General features: G+C 66.5%; 19 protein-coding genes and 1 other RNA gene. 8 read left to right on the forward strand and 12 right to left on the reverse strand.

Features of this window, described 5'->3' with window-relative positions; all coding sequences use genetic code 11:
* Positions 1–11: 11 nt before the first annotated feature.
* The gene (gene mraZ, locus AC5P5S_RS12895) at positions 12–458 is read right to left on the reverse strand and encodes a division/cell wall cluster transcriptional repressor MraZ (RefSeq protein WP_004143635.1); all 447 of its coding nucleotides are present in this window, start codon (positions 456–458) and stop codon (positions 12–14) included.
* A 323-nt stretch (positions 459–781) separates the two neighbouring features.
* Here mraZ and AC5P5S_RS12900 point away from each other — a divergent pair, with 323 nt between their 5' ends.
* Both AC5P5S_RS12900 and AC5P5S_RS12905 read left to right on the forward strand, forming a co-directional pair.
* Complete coding sequence (locus tag AC5P5S_RS12900; protein WP_062607874.1) at positions 782–1558, forward strand: NRDE family protein; 777 nt, start codon at positions 782–784, stop codon at positions 1556–1558.
* Between the two features lie 101 nt (positions 1559–1659).
* Positions 1660–2130 (forward strand): DM13 domain-containing protein, encoded by a 471-nt coding sequence (locus AC5P5S_RS12905; RefSeq protein WP_049397418.1) that lies wholly within the window; start codon positions 1660–1662, stop codon positions 2128–2130.
* A gap of 138 nt (positions 2131–2268) precedes the next feature.
* Here the strand turns inward: AC5P5S_RS12905 and rnpB are convergent.
* Both rnpB and rsmI read right to left on the reverse strand, forming a co-directional pair.
* Positions 2269–2620: RNase P RNA component class A (gene rnpB / locus AC5P5S_RS12910), an RNA gene on the reverse strand.
* A gap of 155 nt (positions 2621–2775) precedes the next feature.
* Positions 2776–3594, reverse strand: coding sequence for a 16S rRNA (cytidine(1402)-2'-O)-methyltransferase (gene rsmI, locus AC5P5S_RS12915; RefSeq protein WP_005408070.1), 819 nt, complete (start codon positions 3592–3594; stop codon positions 2776–2778).
* A gap of 81 nt (positions 3595–3675) precedes the next feature.
* On the opposite strand from rsmI, the gene AC5P5S_RS12920 reads away from it, so the two are divergent.
* The 4 genes from AC5P5S_RS12920 to AC5P5S_RS12935 all read left to right on the forward strand — a co-directional run bounded on the left by AC5P5S_RS12920 (position 3676) and on the right by AC5P5S_RS12935 (position 7826).
* Positions 3676–5397 carry a penicillin-binding protein activator gene (locus AC5P5S_RS12920; RefSeq protein WP_049459446.1) on the forward strand — a complete coding sequence of 574 codons (1722 nt, stop codon included), beginning with the start codon at positions 3676–3678 and terminating at the stop codon, positions 5395–5397.
* Positions 5387–5755: a YraN family protein gene (locus AC5P5S_RS12925; RefSeq protein WP_012479149.1), complete on the forward strand. Its 369-nt coding sequence runs from the start codon at positions 5387–5389 to the stop codon at positions 5753–5755. Before AC5P5S_RS12920 ends, AC5P5S_RS12925 begins: the two co-directional genes overlap by 11 nt.
* 110 nt (positions 5756–5865) lie before the next feature.
* Positions 5866–6444 carry a metal-dependent hydrolase gene (locus AC5P5S_RS12930; RefSeq protein WP_012479148.1) on the forward strand — a complete coding sequence of 193 codons (579 nt, stop codon included), beginning with the start codon at positions 5866–5868 and terminating at the stop codon, positions 6442–6444.
* Positions 6441–7826: an FAD-binding oxidoreductase gene (locus AC5P5S_RS12935; protein ID WP_012479147.1), complete on the forward strand. Its 1386-nt coding sequence runs from the start codon at positions 6441–6443 to the stop codon at positions 7824–7826. The genes AC5P5S_RS12930 and AC5P5S_RS12935 overlap by 4 nt, the downstream gene beginning before the upstream one ends.
* A gap of 102 nt (positions 7827–7928) precedes the next feature.
* Here AC5P5S_RS12935 and AC5P5S_RS12940 read toward each other — a convergent pair whose 3' ends face one another.
* The 4 genes from AC5P5S_RS12940 to AC5P5S_RS12955 form a co-directional block, all read right to left on the reverse strand.
* The gene (locus AC5P5S_RS12940; protein ID WP_087802842.1) at positions 7929–9929 is read right to left on the reverse strand and encodes an acyltransferase family protein; all 2001 of its coding nucleotides are present in this window, start codon (positions 9927–9929) and stop codon (positions 7929–7931) included.
* A gap of 271 nt (positions 9930–10200) precedes the next feature.
* Positions 10201–10704 carry a fimbrial protein gene (locus tag AC5P5S_RS12945; RefSeq protein WP_012479145.1) on the reverse strand — a complete coding sequence of 168 codons (504 nt, stop codon included), beginning with the start codon at positions 10702–10704 and terminating at the stop codon, positions 10201–10203.
* Positions 10701–13187, reverse strand: a complete 2487-nt coding sequence (locus AC5P5S_RS12950) for a fimbria/pilus outer membrane usher protein (protein WP_495276322.1) — start codon at positions 13185–13187, stop codon at positions 10701–10703. The genes AC5P5S_RS12945 and AC5P5S_RS12950 overlap by 4 nt, the downstream gene beginning before the upstream one ends.
* An 86-nt stretch (positions 13188–13273) precedes the next feature.
* Entirely contained in the window at positions 13274–14248 is a 975-nt protein-coding gene (locus AC5P5S_RS12955; protein ID WP_158230231.1) for a fimbrial protein, read from the reverse strand.
* 195 nt (positions 14249–14443) lie between these two features.
* Here AC5P5S_RS12955 and AC5P5S_RS12960 point away from each other — a divergent pair, with 195 nt between their 5' ends.
* Both AC5P5S_RS12960 and AC5P5S_RS12965 read left to right on the forward strand, forming a co-directional pair.
* Positions 14444–14959, forward strand: coding sequence for a fimbrial protein (locus AC5P5S_RS12960; protein WP_043033817.1), 516 nt, complete (start codon positions 14444–14446; stop codon positions 14957–14959).
* 56 nt (positions 14960–15015) lie between these two features.
* Positions 15016–15738: a fimbrial biogenesis chaperone gene (locus AC5P5S_RS12965; protein ID WP_012479141.1), complete on the forward strand. Its 723-nt coding sequence runs from the start codon at positions 15016–15018 to the stop codon at positions 15736–15738.
* Between the two features lie 113 nt (positions 15739–15851).
* On the opposite strand, the gene thiL is transcribed toward AC5P5S_RS12965, so the two are convergent.
* The 5 genes from thiL to AC5P5S_RS12990 form a co-directional block, all read right to left on the reverse strand.
* A complete protein-coding gene (gene thiL, locus AC5P5S_RS12970; RefSeq protein WP_080334762.1) occupies positions 15852–16814 on the reverse strand; it encodes a thiamine-phosphate kinase in 963 nt (320 codons plus the stop codon).
* Positions 16815–17016: 202 nt separating this feature from the next.
* Positions 17017–17496 carry a transcription antitermination factor NusB gene (gene nusB, locus AC5P5S_RS12975; RefSeq protein WP_012479139.1) on the reverse strand — a complete coding sequence of 160 codons (480 nt, stop codon included), beginning with the start codon at positions 17494–17496 and terminating at the stop codon, positions 17017–17019.
* A complete protein-coding gene (gene ribH, locus AC5P5S_RS12980) occupies positions 17493–17960 on the reverse strand; it encodes a 6,7-dimethyl-8-ribityllumazine synthase (protein WP_012479138.1) in 468 nt (155 codons plus the stop codon). Before ribH ends, nusB begins: the two co-directional genes overlap by 4 nt.
* Positions 17961–18143: 183 nt before the next feature.
* The gene (ribB, locus tag AC5P5S_RS12985) at positions 18144–19244 is read right to left on the reverse strand and encodes a 3,4-dihydroxy-2-butanone-4-phosphate synthase (RefSeq protein WP_049397407.1); all 1101 of its coding nucleotides are present in this window, start codon (positions 19242–19244) and stop codon (positions 18144–18146) included.
* Positions 19241–19867: a riboflavin synthase gene (locus AC5P5S_RS12990; protein ID WP_049397406.1), complete on the reverse strand. Its 627-nt coding sequence runs from the start codon at positions 19865–19867 to the stop codon at positions 19241–19243. Before AC5P5S_RS12990 ends, ribB begins: the two co-directional genes overlap by 4 nt.
* Positions 19868–19899: the final 32 nt, after the last annotated feature.

Raw genomic sequence — 19899 nt, forward strand, 5'->3', positions numbered from 1 at the left:
GGCACCCCGGCTCACAACTTCAGGTCGAGCAACCCATCACCCAGATCCTCGTCAGACAACGTCTGCTGGATCAGGGCCCGATGCGCCTGCTCGCTCCACAATTCGAACTTGTCGCCCATACCGAGCAATACCGCCTTCTTCTCAATGCCCACCGCACCGCGGTGGCTGGCGGGGATGCTGATGCGACCGTTGCCGTCCAGTTCCAGATGGGCGGCCGAGCCGACCAGCTTCTGCTGCAACAGGCGCACGACGCGCTGGGTGTTGGGCTTGGACATGACGTCGTCGCGGACCCGCTCCCATTCCGACTCTGCATACAGCCACAGGCAGCCGGCTTCGAACGGGTTGTAGGTCAGCACGAGACGGTTGTTGCTGGCGCGCGCGACGAGGTCGCGGTAAGCGGTGGGAACCGCCATGCGCCCTTTATCGTCAACTGTGATGGCCGTCTCGCCCTGGAACACGACGCGTGCACCTATCCTTCGCCCGGTGAAACATTGAACCACGAAAACCCACAAAACACCCGGATTTCCCTCTGATGCCCACCTTAGCAGCGGCCGAAGGGTTGTCAACAACTTTTCAGCAGGGAAATCGCCAGCCGCATCAATGGCTTGCAACAACCTTTAGAGAATTGTTCAAGGCTTATCCACAAGTTGCTGATCCGTCTCAATTTTTGAGATTGAACGGAAGTTCAGGGCTGTGGACAAGGCGTGAAACATCGCCTGCGCATTCATCCGGAACCGGCCGGAAACGCCGCCGGACTGCGCAAACGATGCACAATGAGGCCATGTGCCTGCTCGCTCTTGGCTGGATGCACCACCCGCGCTGGCGGCTGGTGATGACCGGCAACCGTGATGAGTTCCACGCCCGCCCGACCGCGGCGCTGGCCCCCTGGCAGGATGAGACCTCCGTCATCGGAGGGCGCGACCTGCGCTCCGGCGGTGGCTGGGCCGGCGTCGGCGCCGGCGGCCGCATGGCCGTGGTCACCAATGTCCGTGATCCGCTGGCCGCACAGACCGGCCCGTCCCGGGGTGCACTGGTGGCCGACTTCCTGCGCGGCCGCGACCCCGCCGCCGTGCATATCGACCAGCTGGCCACCGTGGCGGGCGCGTATGCACCCTTCAACCTGCTGCTGGCCGATGGCGACAGCCTCGAGTACCTGGGCAACCACCCCGCCGAGCGCCAGAGCCTGGGCCCGGGTGTGCATGGCATGTCCAACGGCGCACTGGATGCGCCCTGGCCGAAGACCCGCCGGCTGATGGCCGCGCTTGAAGCCTGGCTGCAGGAAGACGGGGTCAGATCCCCTTCCCAAGGGGAAAGGGATCTGACCCCGCTCTGGAACGCCCTCGCCGACGAACACCGCCCGGCCGACAGCGACCTGCCCGACACCGGCATCGGCCTGGAACGCGAGCGCTGGCTGAGCCCGGCCTTCATCCGCGGCGACGATTACGGCACCCGCGCCAGCACCGTGCTGCTGATCGATGCCGATGGCCACGGCGAGATCCACGAGCGCCGCTTCGGCCCACAGGGCGTCGCACCTGGCCAGAGCCAGGTCGATTTCTGACCCTGTACCTGTTTTCTGTGTCTATAAATGTCTGCACACACGCCACACGATGACCCGGCGCGGTCCTGCCGCGCGCCCCACCGATCCACAGGGAGTCATCGATGCGCCGTGTTCTTGTACTTGCCGCCACCCACCTGCTCGCCCTCGGCCTGGGCTTCGGCCTGGGCATCTACCTGCTGCCGATCCTGATCGCCCCCGACGACCCGCCGGTCGCACAGGTGCAGGCCGCCATGGCCGAAGCCCGCTACCACACCACCTTCCGTCGCCACCTCAAGGGCAGCGACGCGGTGCACTGGGCCGAAGGCAAGGTCAGCGTCAGCCCGCGCCAGGTCGCCTTCGACGGCAAGATGGGCCCGGGACCGGATTACAAGGTCTACCTGGTCCGCGACTTCGTCGACAACAAGGCCGATTTCCTGAAGACCAAGGCGCAGGCCCAGCGCATCGGCGAGGTAAAGACCTTCAACCGCTTCCTGGTGGACGTGCCCGAAAGCATCAACGTGGACGACTACACCACCGTAGTGGTGTGGTGCGAACGGTTCGAGCAGTTCATTTCCGCTGGGCAGTACCGCTGATCAAAAAGGGGCCGGCTCCCTTTCCTGCGGAAAGGGAGCCGGCCCCGTAATGCTGGCGCACCGACGCCACGCATGGGCGCCGGTAGATCCCCCACGCATGGCATCAGTAGATCCACGCCATGCGTGGATGGAAGAAAGAGGCGGAGCCGGCCGATAAGCCGGGTTCTGTCGTGGACAGTCATTCCTCTAGGCGTTACGTCACCGCAACGCTCAAGCAACCTACCCGGATCCAACGCGGGCCGCGCCAAAGGATCCCTATTTGGTCTTGCTCCAGGTGGGGTTTGCCGTGCCGGTCTGTTGCCAGACTCGCGGTGCGCTCTTACCGCACCATTTCACCCTTACCGGCCTTCCGAAGAAGACGTAGGCGGTATCTTTCTGTTGCACTTTCCGTCGGCTTGCGCCGCCCAGGCGTTACCTGGCACCTTGCCCTATGGAGCCCGGACTTTCCTCGGCACCCCCGAAGGGATGACGCGACTGTCTGGCCGGCTCCGCCAGCGCATATTCTAGCGCACGCACGTCCTTCCTGCCGTGCCGATCGCGGCGTCCGGTTCATCCATCCACGCATGGCGTGGATCTACCGATGTCGCTGCCCTGGTGGGTGCAGATTCCGATCTGGTGGGTGCGGACCTTGGTCCGCACGATCCATCAACTCCCGTACAACGCCTTGCGCGGTGCACCGGTCAACTCGGCGGCGAGCTTGGCGGCGGTCGACGGCGGCAGGTGCTCGCTCAGCTTCGCGTAGACGCGGCGACCATGCGCCAGCTGCGCTTCCTCGTCGTCACCAGCACCCTGCACCATCACCACGAACTCGCCCTTGCGCTGGTTCTCGTCGGCTTCCACCTTGGCCAGCAGTCCCGCCAGATCACCATCGAGCACGGTCTCGAACAGCTTGGTCAGCTCGCGTGCCAGCACTGCCGGGCGCTCGCCGCCGAAGATCGCCGCCATGTCGGCCAGCGATTCGGCGATGCGGTGCGAGGATTCGTAGAACACCATCGTGCGCACTTCGCCGGCCAGCGCCTGCAGGCGGTCGCGACGGCCACTGGCCTTGGCCGGCAGGAAGCCCTCGAAACTGAAGCGGTCGCTGGGCAGGCCCGCCACGCTCAGCGCGGCAATGGCGGCGCAGGCACCGGGAATCGGGCTGACCTTGATGCCGGCCGCACGGGCAGCACGCACCAGGCGGAAGCCGGGGTCGCTGACCAGCGGGGTGCCCGCATCGCTGACCAGCGCCAGCGATTCGCCCGCCTGCAGGCGCGAGACCAGGCGTTGCGACAGGGCCTCTTCATTGTGTTCGTGCAGGGCCACCAGCGGCTGCTGGATGCCGAAATGGGACAGCAGCTGGCCGCTGCGGCGGGTGTCCTCGGCACAGATGGCCGCCACCGAGCGCAGCACCTCCTGCGCGCGCGGGCTCAGATCGGCCAGGTTGCCGATCGGGGTGGCGACGACGTACAGGGTTGGGACACTCATTTCAGCGGTACTCACGGGGCAAGGGTAGAATCGTAGCGTGTACCCGGCCAAGGCCGCTGCCCTCATCGCATGGACCCGATCATGAACAAGCCCGCCGCACGGATCTCCGCCCTGTCGTTGTCGCTGATGCTGCTGGCCGGCTGTGCCACCACCAGCCTGACCAGCGCGCCCGAATCGCCGGCCCAGAGCCAGGCGCTGGCGCTGATCGAACAGGGCAAACCGCGCGACGCCGCCCTGCAATTGGAAGCGCTGGCCGCAACCCTGAAAGGTGGCGCCCGCAGCAACGCCCTAGCCGATGCCGCCTGGGCCTGGCACCTGGCCGGCGACAGCGCTCGCGCGCGCAGCCTGCTGGGCCAGCTCACCGCCCGCCAGCTGACCGGCGCCAGCCTGCAGCGCTACCAGCTGACCGGCGCCGAGCTGGCACTGGCCGACAAGCAGCCGGCGCAGGCGCTGGCACTGCTGAAGGACAGCGGCGACAACGTACTGCCGGCCCTGCGCACGCGCTGGTACGTGGCACGCGCGAATGCCCTGCAAGGCACCGGCGACAGCTTCGGCGCCGCCGCCGAGCGCGCCCGCGCGCACGCCAGCCTGACCGGCAGCGCCCGCAGCGAAAACCAGGCCGCCATTGCCGGCCTGCTCGGCACGCTCGACGACGCTACCCTGCGCAGCCGTGCCGCCGCCCTGCCGGCCAACGACCCGCTGTACAACTTCGCTGGCCGTGCGCTGATCGCACGCGGCCTGCCGCTGCCGCGCCCGTTCGACCGCGACGGCGCCGCCCAGTTCGATACCAGCAAGCGCCCGCCGGCGATGAGCGACGGTTACCGCCCGCCGGCCAAGCTGGCCGTGCTGCTGCCGCTCAGCGGCCGCCTGGCCACCGCCGCGCAGCCGGTGCGCGATGGCCTGCTCGCCGCCTACTACGGCGAGACCCGCCGCCGCCCGGACATCAACTTCATCGACACCGCCGGTACCCCGGCCGGTGCGCTGGCCGCATATGACAAGGCCGTCGCCTCCGGTGCCGACTTCGTGGTCGGTCCGCTGGGCCGCGACGAAGTGGACGCGGTGTACGGCCGCCAGCAGCTGCAGGTGCCGGTGCTGGCACTGAACCGTGGCAAGGACGCGCCGCCGGCCGGCAGCGCCGGTTTCTCGCTGGCGCCGGAAGACGACGGCATCGTCGCCGCCGAATACCTGCGTGGCCGCGAGCGCGGCAAGGCGCTGGTGATCAACAGCGCCGACGATACCGGTCGCCGTGCCGCCGCCGCCTTCGCCCAGCGCTTCGCCCAGCGCGGCGGCCAGGTGGTGGCCACGGTCGGCGTCAGCGATGCGGTTGGCGATGTCGGTGCGCAGGTGCGCAATGCCGGCCAGGTCGATGCCGTGTTCCTCGCCGTGCGCGCCCCGCAGGCTCGCCTGCTGGCGCCGCAGCTGGCGCTGGCCGGTGCCGGTGGCGCCACCCGCGTCGGCACCTCGCAGCTGACCGTCGGCAGCGGCAAGATGGAAGAAGACGTGGCGCTGGACGGCATCGTCTACCCGAACGAAGCCTGGAACGTGCGCAGCGTGTCGGGCCTGCCGTCGGCCAGCCAGGTCGCCAGCACCCTGCCCAGCGCACGCGGTGCGGCCGGCCGCCTGTTCGCCTTCGGCGCCGATGCCTGGAAGATCACCGCCTACCTGGACAAGCTGTCCAACGAAGGTGGCCTGGACGGTGCCACCGGCACCCTGTTCCTGGACAGCAACGGCAACATCCTGCGCCAGCCGGCCTGGTCCACCTTCAATGGCGGCCGGCCGATGCCGATCGTCGGTGGTCGCTGAGCGCAGCCAACGGGGCTCGGCGGTGGAAGCCGCCGCCGAGCAGCATCTGCAACGGGCCGGACTGCAGCCGCGTGCGCGCAACGTGCGTTATCGTGGCGGTGAGCTGGACCTGGTGATGGACGACGCCGGCACCGTGGTGTTCGTGGAGGTGCGCTACCGCGCGCGATCTGATTTCGGTGGCGGCGCGGCCTCGGTGGATGTGCGCAAGTGTCGGCGCCTGGCACATGCCGCATTGTTGTACCTGCAGGACCATCCCGCGCTGGCCGATGCGCCGTGCCGCTTTGATGTGGTGGAAGCTACGGGCGAGCCGCCGCAGTTGCAGTGGCTGCGCGATGCGTTCCGGTTGGATGATTGCTGATGGCTACCGTTTGCTTTGGTAGAGGCCGACCTTGGTCGGCGCTTCTGTGCCAACCAAGGTTGGCAGCTACCAGAGCGCAGCCTGGCCGGCACGACCATGGTGCGTGACTGATGCCTTCGATCATCACCCATGCCGCTGTGCCTCTGGCGCTGTGGTGCGCCGCGGATCGTGGCCGCATTCCGGCATGGCTGCTGGCCGCCGGTGTGGTCGCCGCGATGCTGCCCGATGCCGATGTACTGGCCTTTGCCCTGCATATTCCCTATGCCGATGCGTTCGGCCATCGCGGTGCCAGCCATTCGTTGTTGTTTGCCGGGGTGTTGGCCGCATTGGCGGCGTTGTGGTCTGCATTGTGCCAACCCAGGTTGGCACCTACCAAGGCGCGGCCAACGGTGGCATCGACCATGCAAGCCACCGTGTTCGTCTTCATCTGCGCGGCCAGCCATCCCCTGCTCGACGCCATGACCTCCGGCGGCCTTGGCGTTGCCCTGGCCTGGCCGTGGAGCGAACAGCGCTTCTTCGCCCCGTGGCGGCCGATCCGCGTTTCACCGTTTGCCCCGCAGTTCTTCAGCGCGCGCGGCATCGCTACCCTGCTCTCTGAACTGCGCTGGGTCTGGCTGCCGCTGGCCGGCGCCGTTGTTGCCTGGAAACTGATCCAACCCGCTCCTGCTGCCCCACGAGATCTGTCATGAGTACTGCCCTGCCCGCCGCATTGATTGCCGAACTGTCTGCCCTGCTGGGCGCGGAGGGCTGGCGCATGGATGACAACGCGCTGGAGGCGAACGCGCAGGACAACTCGTGGCGCCACCAGCGCCCCGCTGCCGTCGCGCTGCCCGCCAGCGTCGAACAGGTGCAGGCACTGGTGCGTGCCTGTCGCGTGCATGGCGTAGCGCTGGTCGCGCGCGGCGCCGGCACCGGCACCACCGGTGCAGCCGTGCCGTTGCCGGGCAGCATCGTGTTGTCGTTCACCCGCATGGACCGCATCGTGGAGATCCGTGCCGGTGATCGCTGCGCCGTGGTGCAGCCCGGCGTGCTCAATGGAACGCTGCAGCAGGCGCTGGCGCCACATGGCCTGTTCTGGGCACCGGACCCATCCAGCGCGGAGATCTGCAGCGTGGGTGGCAACCTGGCCTGCAACGCCGGTGGCCCGCGCGCGGTGAAGTACGGCACCAGCCGCGACAACGTACTCGGTCTGGTCGCCGTCACCGGCACCGGCGAGGTGATCCGCTGCGGTGGTGCCTACACCAAGGATTCCACCGGCTACGACCTCACCCACCTGCTGGTGGGCAGCGAAGGCACGCTGGCGCTGATCGTGGAAGCCACCCTCAAGCTCACTCCGCTGCCGGTCAGCCAGGCCGGGCTGCGCGTGTTGTACCGCGATGCGGATGCCGCCGCAGCCGCCGTGTCGCGGTTGATGTCGCAGCCGGTGGTACCCACCCGCCTGGAATTCATGGACGCACGCAGCCTGGAGCTGCTGCGGCTCAATGGCGCCGATGTTCCGGAGGCCGGTGCGATGCTGCTGGTCGAGGCCGATGGTGACCACGACACCCTGCCCTATCTGTTGCAGGCATTGGCCAGCGCCGCCGAAGGCGACGGCATGATCGAGCTGGACGTGGCGATGGAAGGCCGCGCGCGCGACCAGCTGTGGGCGGCGCGCAAGGCGCTGTCGCCGGCACTGCGGACGGTCGCGCCCGGCAAGATCAATGAAGACGTGGTGGTGCCAGTGTCGCGCATTCCGGAACTGGTGGCCGGTGTACAGGCATTGGCGCGCGACTACACGCTGACCATCGTCACCTTCGGTCACGCTGGCAACGGCAACCTGCACGTCAACATTCTTTACCACCCGGACGACGCCGACGAGAACGCACGCGCGCATGCCGCACTGCCGAAGATCTTCGAACTGACGCTGTCACTGGGCGGCACGCTGTCCGGCGAGCATGGCATTGGTTTGGCCAAGCGCGATTTCATGGCCCAGGCGTTCAGCCCGGCCACGCTGGCGACGATGCGCGCGATCAAGGCCGCGCTGGACCCGGACGGCATCCTCAATCCAGGCAAGGTGCTGCCGCTGGCATAGGCCGCGTGCACTCCTTTAGGGCCGAGCCCATGCTCGGCTGCTCGTCGACCCGGTCCCGATCAAGCCCGCGCTGCGCGTGGCAAGCCGAGCGTGGGCTCGGCTCTACAAGGACTTGTCGCTTGCACTATCGATCAGCGTCTGCCGGAAGCTGGGCAGCAGCACGCGGTTGCCATGCCCACTCAGGTGATCATTGTCGAAGAACAGCGGTTCACCCTCTTCCACCGCCGAGCAGGTCTGCGGCCCGCACAGCAACGGTAGCGGGTCCCACACCGTGAGCCATGGATAGCGCGCCGCCAGCTCGGCCAGCAACGCCATCTGCGGCGCGCGCAGCCTTTCCAGATCGGCACGCGGCATGCTCAGGCCACCGGCACAGGCAGGATTGCGGCGGTTGAACCAATCCGAACAACGGTAGGCCCCGGCCTTGAACAACGGCAGCGGTGCATCCACAACCACGTGCACGGCCAGCTCCTGCAAACGCCCAAGAACACGATCAGCCTCGTCACGCGCGGCCTGTGCATGGGCCGGGGTGCGCTCGTCCAACAGCTGTTGATAGATCTGTTGTGCATCCTGGCGCTGCCAATCGAACCCACGCAGCTCCGGCATGCGCAATGCTGCCAGCAGCACGATGTCACCCGGACGCGCCTCACGCTCGATATTCGACAATGCGTTTTCAATGAAGTCCCGACAGTCGGCCGGGCTGGCCCGCAGTAGATTGACGAAGCTGCAACCACCGCGGTCATCCTGGCGCATCTCCATGCCGGTCTGGCGCGCGACCATGCTGGTCATGGTGCGGTAGGCCGCCGCATGCGAATCCCCCACCACGAACAGGCGCCGCCCTTCGAGCGCCGGCGCGCTCACCGGCTCCAGCGACCGCCATGCGGGATAGCGACGCGCCTGCCATGCGTAGCCATCGCGGGTAACGCTGAGCGAGATCTGCTCGTGGTATTCCACCGTAGCCCACGCGCCTGCGCCGCATAGCGCGACCACTGGCAGCCCCATCGCCAGCACCTTGGCCGGTGCCAGCCGCAGCAGCGGCGCCGCACTGCGCAGCGGGCGCTCGATGAAGTGGTAGGACGCGGCCGACACCGCCAGCAGCAGTACCGGATACAGCCACAGCGCAGCACCGTGCAGGCCGCAGGTCCAGCGCAGCAGCACCAGCAGCGGCCAATGCCACAGGTACAGCGAATAGGACAGCCTGCCCAGATACGCCAGCGGCGCGCACCCCAATGCGCGGCCGATGCGCGATGTACCCGGCGCCGACACACTCGCCAGCAGCATCAACGTGCCAGCCACGGTAGCCAGCACGCCCGGAACCGGCATCGCCAGCTGCGGTGCAATCACCACGCCTGCACCCAGCAGCGCCAGACCGGCCACGGCAACCGCATCCCCGTTCTGGCCCGGCGTGCGCGTGCGCATCCACTGGTACAGCAGCGCGCCCGCGGCCAACTCCCAGAACCGTGCGGGCAGCAGATAGAACGCCGCCGCCGGTGCCGTTTGCGCCTGCCAGCCTGCCCACGCCAGCGACAGCAGGGTCAACACCGGCAACAGCCAACGCGACCATGGCCAGCGCTCACGCCCACGCAACCACACGAAGAACAGCAGCGGGAAGACCAGGTAGAACTGCTCCTCCACGCCCAGCGTCCAGGTGTGCAGGAAAGGGTTCAGTTCCACGCCGGGTGAGAAGTAATCGTCCTGCTGACCCGCCAGCACGATGTTGCTGAAGCCGATCAGCGCGGCCCAGCCGGTCTGGTCGAACTGCTCGTTGCGCCACGCGCGGGGAATGAACAGCGCCGACAGCACAAAGGTCGCCATCAGCATCACCAGCAGCGCCGGCAACAAGCGCAGCACGCGGCGCCGGTAGAAATCAAGCAGCATTGCGCCCAGCGACGCATTGGCGCGCGAGGCCAGCGACTGGCTGATCACGAAGCCGGACACCACGAAGAACAGATCCACGCCGGTGAAACCGCCGGGCAACCACGCCGCATTGGTGTGGAAGACCACGACGGCCAGCACCGCCAATGCACGCAGGCCATCGATGGCGGCGTTGTGGGAACGTTCGGGAGGGGACATGCGCGTGGTCAGTAGCGAGCGATCCGGCAGCATCGCCACCGGCTGCACAGTCACTCAATGGACAATCACGACAGATGGGGCCTTCGTTCAGATACAGTCAAGACTTCGATCCTGCCATCTGCTTCTCCGCGCGGTGTACCCCAGTCGACTGACGACCATTCCCCCCCTCGCCGGCACATCGGCAAGGCGAGATAGGTCGTCATTGCCGTACGCGCACGTCATCCGGCATGGAGGTGAAGCATCCATTCGCAATGGCAAGCTCATTGGAACCTGAGTTCTTCCCCATGCAGCGACTGGATGAAGACTACTGGTAGGTTGCTGTGATGGTGATCTCGGTCTGCACCGAGCCCGCGTTGATACCACTGGTGGAGGGCAGGTAGTAGCCCGCACGCAGCGTGTAGCTGGCCGTCGCTCCAGTCACTATGACAGGAATGTCCTTGTCTCCCTTCTTCAGAGGTGTCGATCCGCTCGCGCCTGCCAGCAGCACAATGGAAAGGCCCTTGGCGGGCTCGCTCGTCGCCGTGTTCTTCCACCGCAGGGCATCGCCCTCCGCAGCGGTCCCATCAAAGGAAAGCAGTGCCTTGGTGACGCCGATGCATCCGGTGAAATTCAGATTGCTGGTCTTGAGATTGTTGTTGCCCACATTGAGTGCATCGGCCTTGACGCTGTCGAGCGTGATGGCGGGGGTGGCCAGCGCACAGGTACCCGGCAACACTCGGCCACTGATGGAAAGTGTCTGGCTGCTGGCCGGCGATGCGGCCATCAGCAATGCAAGCATGGCCGGCAGATGACGGTACTGATCGATCATGGAGATTCTCCTGGAGCAAGCGAAGATTGAATGTCAGGACCTGGAATCGCGGTCTCTACCCGCAACCCGGCGTCGCCCATTGGCGTGCACAGCGCCTGGGTCCAGGACAGGCCATAGGCGTCAGGTTTGGCGGGCATGCGGTACAGCAGTCGACAGCGGCTGGGGCCATCGGCATCGACGATCAATGCTCCTTCATCCTGGGCACCGCGCAGATGAATCACGCCCCCCTGCCCAACGGCTCCGCGCGGCGTGCCGTTCTCCTCCTGCACGCGCGCGGCAAACGGCAACGGCTGCCCAAGCGCGTCCGTCGCATCGATGAACAAGGAGCGCTCGCGTCGCACTTCGAACGGAACACGTACGATGCTGCCCGCTGTCGGCGCGATGCGCCGGGAGGTCTGTAGGAGTTCCACTTCCAGCGGCAAACCGGACGGGTCAAGATCAATGCGGTTCCAGCGGTAAGGGCTGATGTGCGGCAGCAGCGCATAACCACGGCGATCAACACGGAGATCAGCGCCGGCTCCGATGCGGGCGCCGTGCGCGCCGGGCGCCTGCACCAGCGCAAATCCCTCTCCCACTGGCTGCCCCAGGGTGATCCCACCACGGTGCAAGGCGATGCTGCCGGCGGCCCCCAGCGTGTGACTGCTGAAATGCCCGGCTCGGGTGAAGCCCGCGCTGAGATGTGCGTAGCGGCCTTGATAATCGGCGAATGCAGTGCAGCTGCGTACCCCGCCCGCCCGCTGCTCTCCAGACAGTGAATAGTTGAGCGCGCGACGCTCTCCCACCGCACCTGTCAGGCTCAGCTGGGCCTGGCCTCCACCGTCAGAGCGACCCACGCGGGTGCTGGTCCGCTGCGTGCTGCCGTGGGATCCCAAGGGCAGACTGACCGTGAGGTCGTAGCGGGTGTCCTGACGACCGTTTCCCTGCCGGAAACGCATGACGGATACGCCGTAGTTGACCTTCCCCGCAACGGTATTGAAGCTCAGCTGCAGATCATTCTGGCGCTGCGTGCTGTCCCAGTACGCGACGTGGCCGCCGTCGAGATGCAGGCTGCTGCGCTCCCCGATCCTCTGTGAGAAGTTCAGCTGGTAGCGCTGGCGCGCACGTCCCACTGGATGCCACTCGTCCGAGCGGGCCGTTGCCAGATCGTGCAGCGTGAGGAAGCCCCGGGTGCTGTAACGATACGCCGCAAGCCCGAAGTTGGTGCCACTTTCTGCCAGGTAGCGCTGATAGTTCACCCGGTAGCTGTTGCCGATCAGGGGCCGCCCGTCCGCCTGGCGGGCGCGCGAATGGGTGACGTCCATGCCCAGCGCGCCGACAGGAGTGTTGACCGCCACCCCCAGCAGGCCGGCACCGTATCCTTCAGCCAGCTGCAATCCCCCGAGAGCTGTCAGTCGATTGTTCAGTCCATGCGCATGGGTGGCCTCGGCGAAGCCCAGCCGCTGCAGGACGTGACGGCCTCTTAGTGCACCGGCGGTCACGCTTGAGCGGGACGTACCCGCGCGCAGCGCCTGTGGCACCGCCGAGAAGCTGACGGTGAACTGCTGCTGCCGGCCATCGGCTTCCATTACGATCACCTGCAGGTCACCACCAAAGTTGGTGGGATACAGATCGTCTATCGCGAACGGCCCTGGAGCGACGTTTACTTCATGGATGACAACACCGTCCTGCTCGATGCGCACCACTGCACTGCTGTCGGCAATGCCACGTACCACCGGTGCATATCCGCGCAGTGAATCAGGCAGCATCCGTTCATCACTGGCGATACGCACCCCCGTGAACGGCACACTGTCAAACAGCTGCCCACTGGTGTTGCCCTCACCCAGCAACAGCTGGCTGTTCCACCCGGGAATGTCACGCTGGGCGTAACTGTTGATGGTGGTACGGCGCACCTGCCCCCGCGCATGGTTGAAGGCGGTGCGATGGCGGAAGCGCCAGCTCCCGATGTTCGCACCCATGCGCAGGCCGAGGTGGCTGCGATCGACGCCTGCACTACGGCCATGGCTGGCGCTGTAGTCCACGAACAGGGCGTTGATGCCTGGATCACGTAGCTCAACCGGCACCAGGCCTCGTGCCGCCCTCGCCTGTGCAGCCTGCGGCACGGAGATCAGCAGCTGCAGCGTGCCGCTGTCGAATGTCACTGTTGCCCCCGCGATCACGGACGGCAGGTCGATACAACCCGTTGCCCGCTCCAGCGCCATTCGATAGGTGGCCTGCAGTTCCAGCTCCCGCAGCAGATCCGCAGACAGGCAGGCACCCGCCCGGTCAGGGTCGTCGCCCGCTACGAAGGTGATGTCGCGTGTCTGCAGGTACTGGCCGTTGACCAGCACATCAACGCGGTAGTCGCCTGCGGGCATGGGGTTGCCGCGCACATAGCGACGCATATCGATGGTTCGCCCACCCACGAGGAAGCCGTCACTGAATTCAAGGCCCGTTTCGGTCTCCGCGTGGGCAGGTAACGCCAGTCCCGACAGAGCGAATGCCATGGCCGATGCAAGCCGTGAAGCACACAGACCTGGACGCGGCGTAGTGGAAGGGATCATGCCCGCATTCCATTCATGCGCGACGCACCTCAGTAGTAATCTGCCAGCAACGTTGCTTCACCACGTATCGATCCGGTGCGCAGCGTCCCGGTCGTGCGCAGGTAGCGCGCACTGAATGGAACCGGCAGGGCACTGCCTGATGCGGCGCCATGGGTCCAGGGGGCTTTCATCCGCACAGGATTCCCTCCACTGAGGATCTGCACTGCCACACCATTGGCGGTACTGCCCGGCGCCGCCTTCAGCGTGTTTGACGTGCTGGCAGGATCGTGAACGTCCACCAGCTCCAGAACCAGTCGGCGCCCGGAGGCGGCACAGCTGACGCGCACATTGAACGACTTCTCGCCCGCGCTGCCGTTGCGCTGCAGGGTTACCGCGTCCACCGGATCCAGGTCGACGTTCTGCGGAGTGACCGCGCAGGTCTGGGCACGAAAGCGGAAACCAAGGTTGAAACGATGGAACCCACCCGTGCCGCCAGACGTCGTGCGCAGGGAGCCCGCAGGCCGGCGGGCCACGTCGTGCATTGGTCCGCCCCGTGAGAACGCGATGACCTGCACGGTGACGTTCTTTCTTGCTCCATTCAGCGAGTACCGGCTCGGAACACCGTCGCGCAGCGGAACGCCACCTTCCTCGACCTCCTCGATCGGGCATTCGGGATCGGATATTTCGCAGCCACCATAGCTGTAGCTGAAGGCCAACAAGGGCGAGGTGGAATCCATTTCGTAGGCGGCAATCGCGCGGCTCCCCCAGGGCACGTCGCGAACGTACTTCATTCCGGTCAGCTGAAGCAGCTCCTCCATCTGCGTTTCACCTGCGTCGCAGACCAGGGTCAGCATTCCAGAATGGAAGCCCAGAGTGATATCGGCACGGTCGGTAAAGGCGACGTCGAAAACGTGATCGAGCTGTGCGTCGCCCCCCGGTGCGCGGCAGGTCGCGCTCGCACTGAAAGCAACCGTCGCTCCCAACAGGGCGAGGCAGCCAGCGTATGCAGGACAGAGCGACATCATTGGCATCTACTGGGGCAAAGGCGGGGACACGCACCGTACGCGCTTGCCGAGCCATCGCCCATGCAGAAAGTTGCAATTGCCGCAATGACGGGCTTTTGCAACATTCTTCATATCGTTGGGGACTACACCCGGACAGACTCCCGCCAACCCACGACATCGCTGTCGTGCAGGATTCCATTGCAGAGAGAACAGTCCATGCCCCTTCAAACGCAACTGCTGTGCGGGGCCTTCCTGGCCCTGACGATTCCCTCCCTGGCCCACGCCGAGCGCCTGGAAATCACCGGATCGCTGGAAACGTCCACCTGTACGGTCGGCACGACCGGTGGCGCGATCACCGTGCCGATGGGCAAGGTTGATCTTGTCTCGGTGAACGCGGCAACACGTGCAGGCCAGAAGAACTTCACCATCAACCTTGACTGCAGCGGCTCCGGTGCCGCGCAGAAGGTTGGCGTCCGCTTCGGTGGTACGCAGCATGACAGCACCGGCAATCTCGCACTGACAGCGGCCTCGACAGCACGCAACGTCGGGGTTGCGCTGTATGACGCGGACGACAATCACCAGCGCATCGGTGATGACCCGACGCGGTGGCTGACGATTGCCGCCGGTGGCAGTGGACAGCTGACGTATAGCGCCTGGTACGCATCGCCCTCACAGAATGCGCAGGCCGGGCAGGCCAACGCATCCGGTGACTTCGTCGTTCTCTACGACTGACTTCCGTGGCAGCCTGGCCGGATGCGCCAGGCTGTCGTCGTCCAGCGAGGCGCCGCATGAAATTCTCATTCCTTTCGGGGCTGTCCGCGTTGCTGGCTGCCCTATTCGCCCTTCCCGGCCAGGCCGCCGTGACACTGCAGGGAACCCGCATCGTGCACGATGCCGCCAAGGGCCGCGATGTCACAGTGAAAGCGAGCAACGTCGGCGAGCAGCCTGCCATGACCCAGGTCTGGATCGACGATGGCGACAGCCACGCACGACCGGAAGATGTACGCACGCCCTTCCGGCTGACGCCGGCCGAACCGCGCCTGCTGCTGTCACAGCATGCCCAGGCATTTCGCATCACCTATGCACCGCGCCCCTCGGATCCGCCGGTGCCCATGGATCGCGAGTCGGTGTTCTACTTCAATCTGTTGGACATACCGCCCAAGCCTTCCGGAACTGCAGACCGCAACCTGCTTCAGTTCGCAGTGCGCACGCGGGTGAAGCTGTTCCATCGCCCGGCAGGGCTGCCGGGCAATGCGCGCGATGCAGCAGCTGCCCTGCTGTGGTCCGGCGATGGCGATGGCCTGCAGGTGCGTAACCCAAGCGCGTACCACGTGTCGCTGAGTTCGTTGACGCTTGCCGACGGCCGCAGCGTCGAGGTGGACATGATCGCGCCGGGAGCACAGGTACGCTATGCACTGCCGGATGGCGCAGTCATCCCAGCGTCAGTGTCATTCACATGGCTGGATGACTACGGCACACCTCGCGATTCGGAAGCCCGCGTTGAGCGGTAGACCCGTGTCGCTGATGCAGAGCCGAGCTTGCGCCCACCTTTCATGTATTGCGTAGAAGCAGCCGAGCATGACTCGGCTCTACAGGATACGAATCGTGTGCAGACCTTTGCCGGTCACGCGAAGTGCTGGTAGCCGCCGTCGGCGGCTTCGCCATCCACGTGCACGCCTTGCCCTTCGGCAATGCGGCCGATGCGGGTGAGCGGCAGGTCCAGCGATTCGGCCAGGTAGTGCAGTGCGTCGCGCTGGTCGGCGGCGGCGGTGAAGCACAGTTCGTAGTCGTCGCCACCGCGCAGTGCGCAGTCGCGTGCATCGTCGCGGCCGAGCAGCTCACGCAGCGCGTGCGAGATCGGCAGCGAATCGGCATCCACATGCGCGGCCACGTTGCTGCGTGCGGCGATGTGGCCCAGGTCGGCCAGCAGGCCGTCTGACACGTCCACCGCCGCATGCGCGAACGCACGCAGGCGCAGGCCGAGGGTGACGCGCGGCGTCGGCCGCAGCAGGCGCAGACGCAGGCTCTCGTAGTCGGCCAGCAACGTGGCGGTGGCCAGGTTCAGCGCGCCCTGCTGCCACAGGCGCAGCGCACCGGCGGCATCGCCCAGCGTGCCACTGACCCAGATGTCGTCGCCCACCTGCGCGCGGTCGCGGCGCAATGCCTGGCCACGGCCGACCTGTCCCATCGCAGTAACCGACAGCGACAGCGGGCCACGCGTGGTATCGCCACCAATCAGTGCAATGTCATGCTGGTCGGCGAGGGCGAAGAAGCCATCGGCGAAGGCCTCGATCCAGTCTTCAGAGGCTTCCGGCAGGGACAGCGCCAGCGTGCACCACGCCGGGCGCGCGCCCATCGCGGCGAGGTCCGACAGGTTGACCGCCAAGGTCTTCCAGCCAATGTCGAAGGCCCGGGTTTCCACCGGGAAATGCACACCGCTGTTGAGCGTGTCGGCGGTGACCACCAGCTGTTCGTTGGCCCGCGGCTGCAGCAGCGCAGCGTCATCGCCGATGCCGAGCAGGATGTCGTCGCGCTCGAGGGTGCGGGCGCGGATACGGTCTATGAGGGCGAATTCGGCCAGGGACATGGGGCGTTCCGGCGGGTTGCATGGATGGGCGGCGGGCGCGGATGCCGACCAGGTGAACCGGCTGGGGGGGGTAGAGTCGACTGTCAGTCGACTGCTCTCCGGTCCGACACTACGACTGCTGATCGAAAGGCAGTCGACTGACAGTCGACTCTACCGAAGCAGATTCCCGCGCCGTTCAATGAACGATGCGGGACGCAGCGGGTCAGTGACCCGATTCGACCTTGCGCCATTCCACGGCGGCACGATCCAGCACGCCGTTGACGTAGGTGTGGCCATGTTCGGAACCAAAGCGCTTGGCCGATTCGATGGCTTCGTTGATCACCACGCGGTACGGCACGTCCAGGCGATAACGCAGCTCGTAGCCGGCCAGGCGCAGCACCGCGCGCTCGATCGCGTCCACTTCCTCGATGCCACGGTCCAGGTACGGGCCGAGGGCTTCGTCAATATCACGACGGTTGTCGAGCACACCGTGCAGCAGCGCCTCGAAATACGCCAGGTCGGCGATTTCACGGGCCTGCTCGTGGGCGAACTGGGCGATCAGCGACTGGGCGTTGCCGCCAGAGATCTGCCAGGCGTAGATGGCCTGCACGGCGCGACGGCGTGCGCGCGAGCGCAGCACCGGGTCGACGCCATCGCGGCGGACGGGTTTACCGGAGGGCTTGCCCTGGGTGTTCTTGTTCATGGCAGCTGCTCCAGAAGGTTGACCATTTCCAATGCGGCGAGTGCGACTTCCTCGCCCTTGTTGCCGTGGCTGCCGCCTGCGCGGGCCTCGGCGTCTTCAACGCGTTCCACCGCCAGCACGCCGTTCAGCACCGGCACGCCGAAGTCCAGCTGCACGCGCATCAGGCCTTCGGCGCAGCGGTCGGCCACGTGTTCGTAGTGGCGGGTGTCGCCACGGATCACGCAGCCCAGGGTGAGGATGGCGGCGTGTTCATGGGCGGCGGCCAGGCGCGCGGCCACCAGCGGCAGCTCCCAGGCACCCGGCACGCGGATCACGTCGATGTTGGCTTCGGCGATGCCGTTGCCGGCCAGGCTCTGGCGGGCGCCGGCGACCAGCGTATCGGTGATGCGGGCGTTCCAGCGGCTGGCCAGGATGGCGAAGCGCGCCGATTCGGGAGTGCGAAGATCGCCTTCGTAGTGGCTCATATGCGGCTTGGGGGATTCGATTAAGGGGTAATTCTAGCGTGGATGGGCCCCGGCCGTGGCTGGCGGGGGCGCAAGGGCGTGCCGACCAACGGTCGGCACCCACCGGTGGCATGGGGTCGGCACCCACCGGTGGCATGGGGTCGGCACCCACCGGTAGTGCCGGCCGCTGGCCGGCAATTCCCATTACAGGGTGACCGTCTCCACCACTTCCAGGCCGTACCCGGCCAGGCCGATCTGGCGGCGCGGGGTGCCCAGCACGCGCAGCTTGCCCAGGCCCAGGTCGGACAGGATCTGCGCGCCGGCACCGTTGCGGCGCCACTGGCTCACGTCCTTGTCCTTGCCCGGCACCACCGGCGCCGGCTGCTGGCGCAGGCGGGCGAGCAGGGCCTCGCCATCGCGCGGGGCCTGCAGCACCACCATCACGCCAGCGCCTTCGGCATCGATCGCGCGCAGGGCATCGGTGGCAGCCACGCCGAAATCGTCACGGCGCCAGTGCAGCAGGTCGGCCAGCGGGTTTTCCACCTGCACGCGCACCAGGGTCGGGGTATCGGCATCCGGCGTGCCGCGGACCAGCGCGAAATGCAGGTCGTGGGCGATGCGGTCGCGATAGGTGACCAGCTTGAAGCGGCCGAATTCGGTGTCGATCTCGCGCTCGTCCACGCGTTCAACGGTCTTTTCGGTGGCCAGGCGGTAGGCGATCAGATCGGCGATGGAGCCCATCTTCAGCCCGTGCTCGCGCGCGAACACTTCCAGTTCCGGGCGGCGCGCCATGCTGCCGTCCGGGTTCAGGATCTCCACCAGCACGCCGGCCGGCTCCAGCCCAGCCAGCATGGCCATGTCCACCGCGGCTTCGGTGTGGCCGGCGCGGGTCAGCACGCCGCCCGGCTGGGCAATCAGCGGGAAGATGTGGCCCGGCTGGTGCAGGTCCGACGGCTTGGCGTTGGGCTTCACCGCGGTACGGATGGTATGGGCGCGGTCGTGTGCCGAAATGCCGGTGGTGACGCCCTCGGCGGCCTCGATGCTGACCGTGAAGTTGGTCTGGAACTGCGCGGTATTGGCCTGCACCATCGGCGCCAGGCCCAGATCGGCGGCGCGGGTACGGTTCAGCGGCAGGCACACCAGGCCACGCCCGTGGGTGACCATGAAGTTGATGTCGCTGGCCTTGACCAGCTCGGCGGCCATGATCAGGTCGCCTTCGTTCTCGCGGTCCTCGTCATCGACGATGACCACCATGCGGCCCAGGCGGATGTCTTCCAGGATTTCCGGAATAGGGGCGAAATTCATGCTGCATCTCCTTGCGGGTGCTGACCGTTGGCCGGCACGCTGATCAGGCGCTCGACATAGCGGGCGACCAGATCGATTTCAAGATTGACCGCGCTGCCCACGCCAGCGGCGGAGAACGCGGTGTTGGCCACGGTGTGCGGGATGAGGGCGACTTCGAAGCCTTCATCGTCCACTTCGTTGACGGTCAGGCTGACCCCATCCACGCAGATCGAGCCCTTCTTGGCGATGTAGCGGCGCAGCGAGGCCGGCGCGGCGAAGCGCCAGCGCTGGGCACGCGCGTCTTCGTGGATGGACAGCACCTGGCCGAGACCATCGACGTGGCCGCTGACCAGATGGCCGCCGAGACGATCGGTCGGGCGCATGGCGCGTTCGAGGTTGATGACCGCACCCTCGCCGAGCTGGCCCAGCGTGGTCAGGCCCAGGGTCTCGGTGGAGGCATCGGCCTGGAAGCTGCTGGCGTCGAATGCGATGACGGTGAGGCAGACACCGTTGATGGCGATGCTCTCGCCCATCTGCACGTTGTCGAACGGCAGATTCCCGACATTGAAGGTGAAGCGGACATCGCCGCCGATGGGTTCGCGAGCGGCCAGACGGCCGACGCCTTCGATGATTCCAGTAAACAAGAAACGTTCTCCGCAGGATGTGAGCGAAAAAC

The sequence above is a fragment of the Stenotrophomonas sp. YJH_SMC_54 genome, assembly GCF_059368435.1.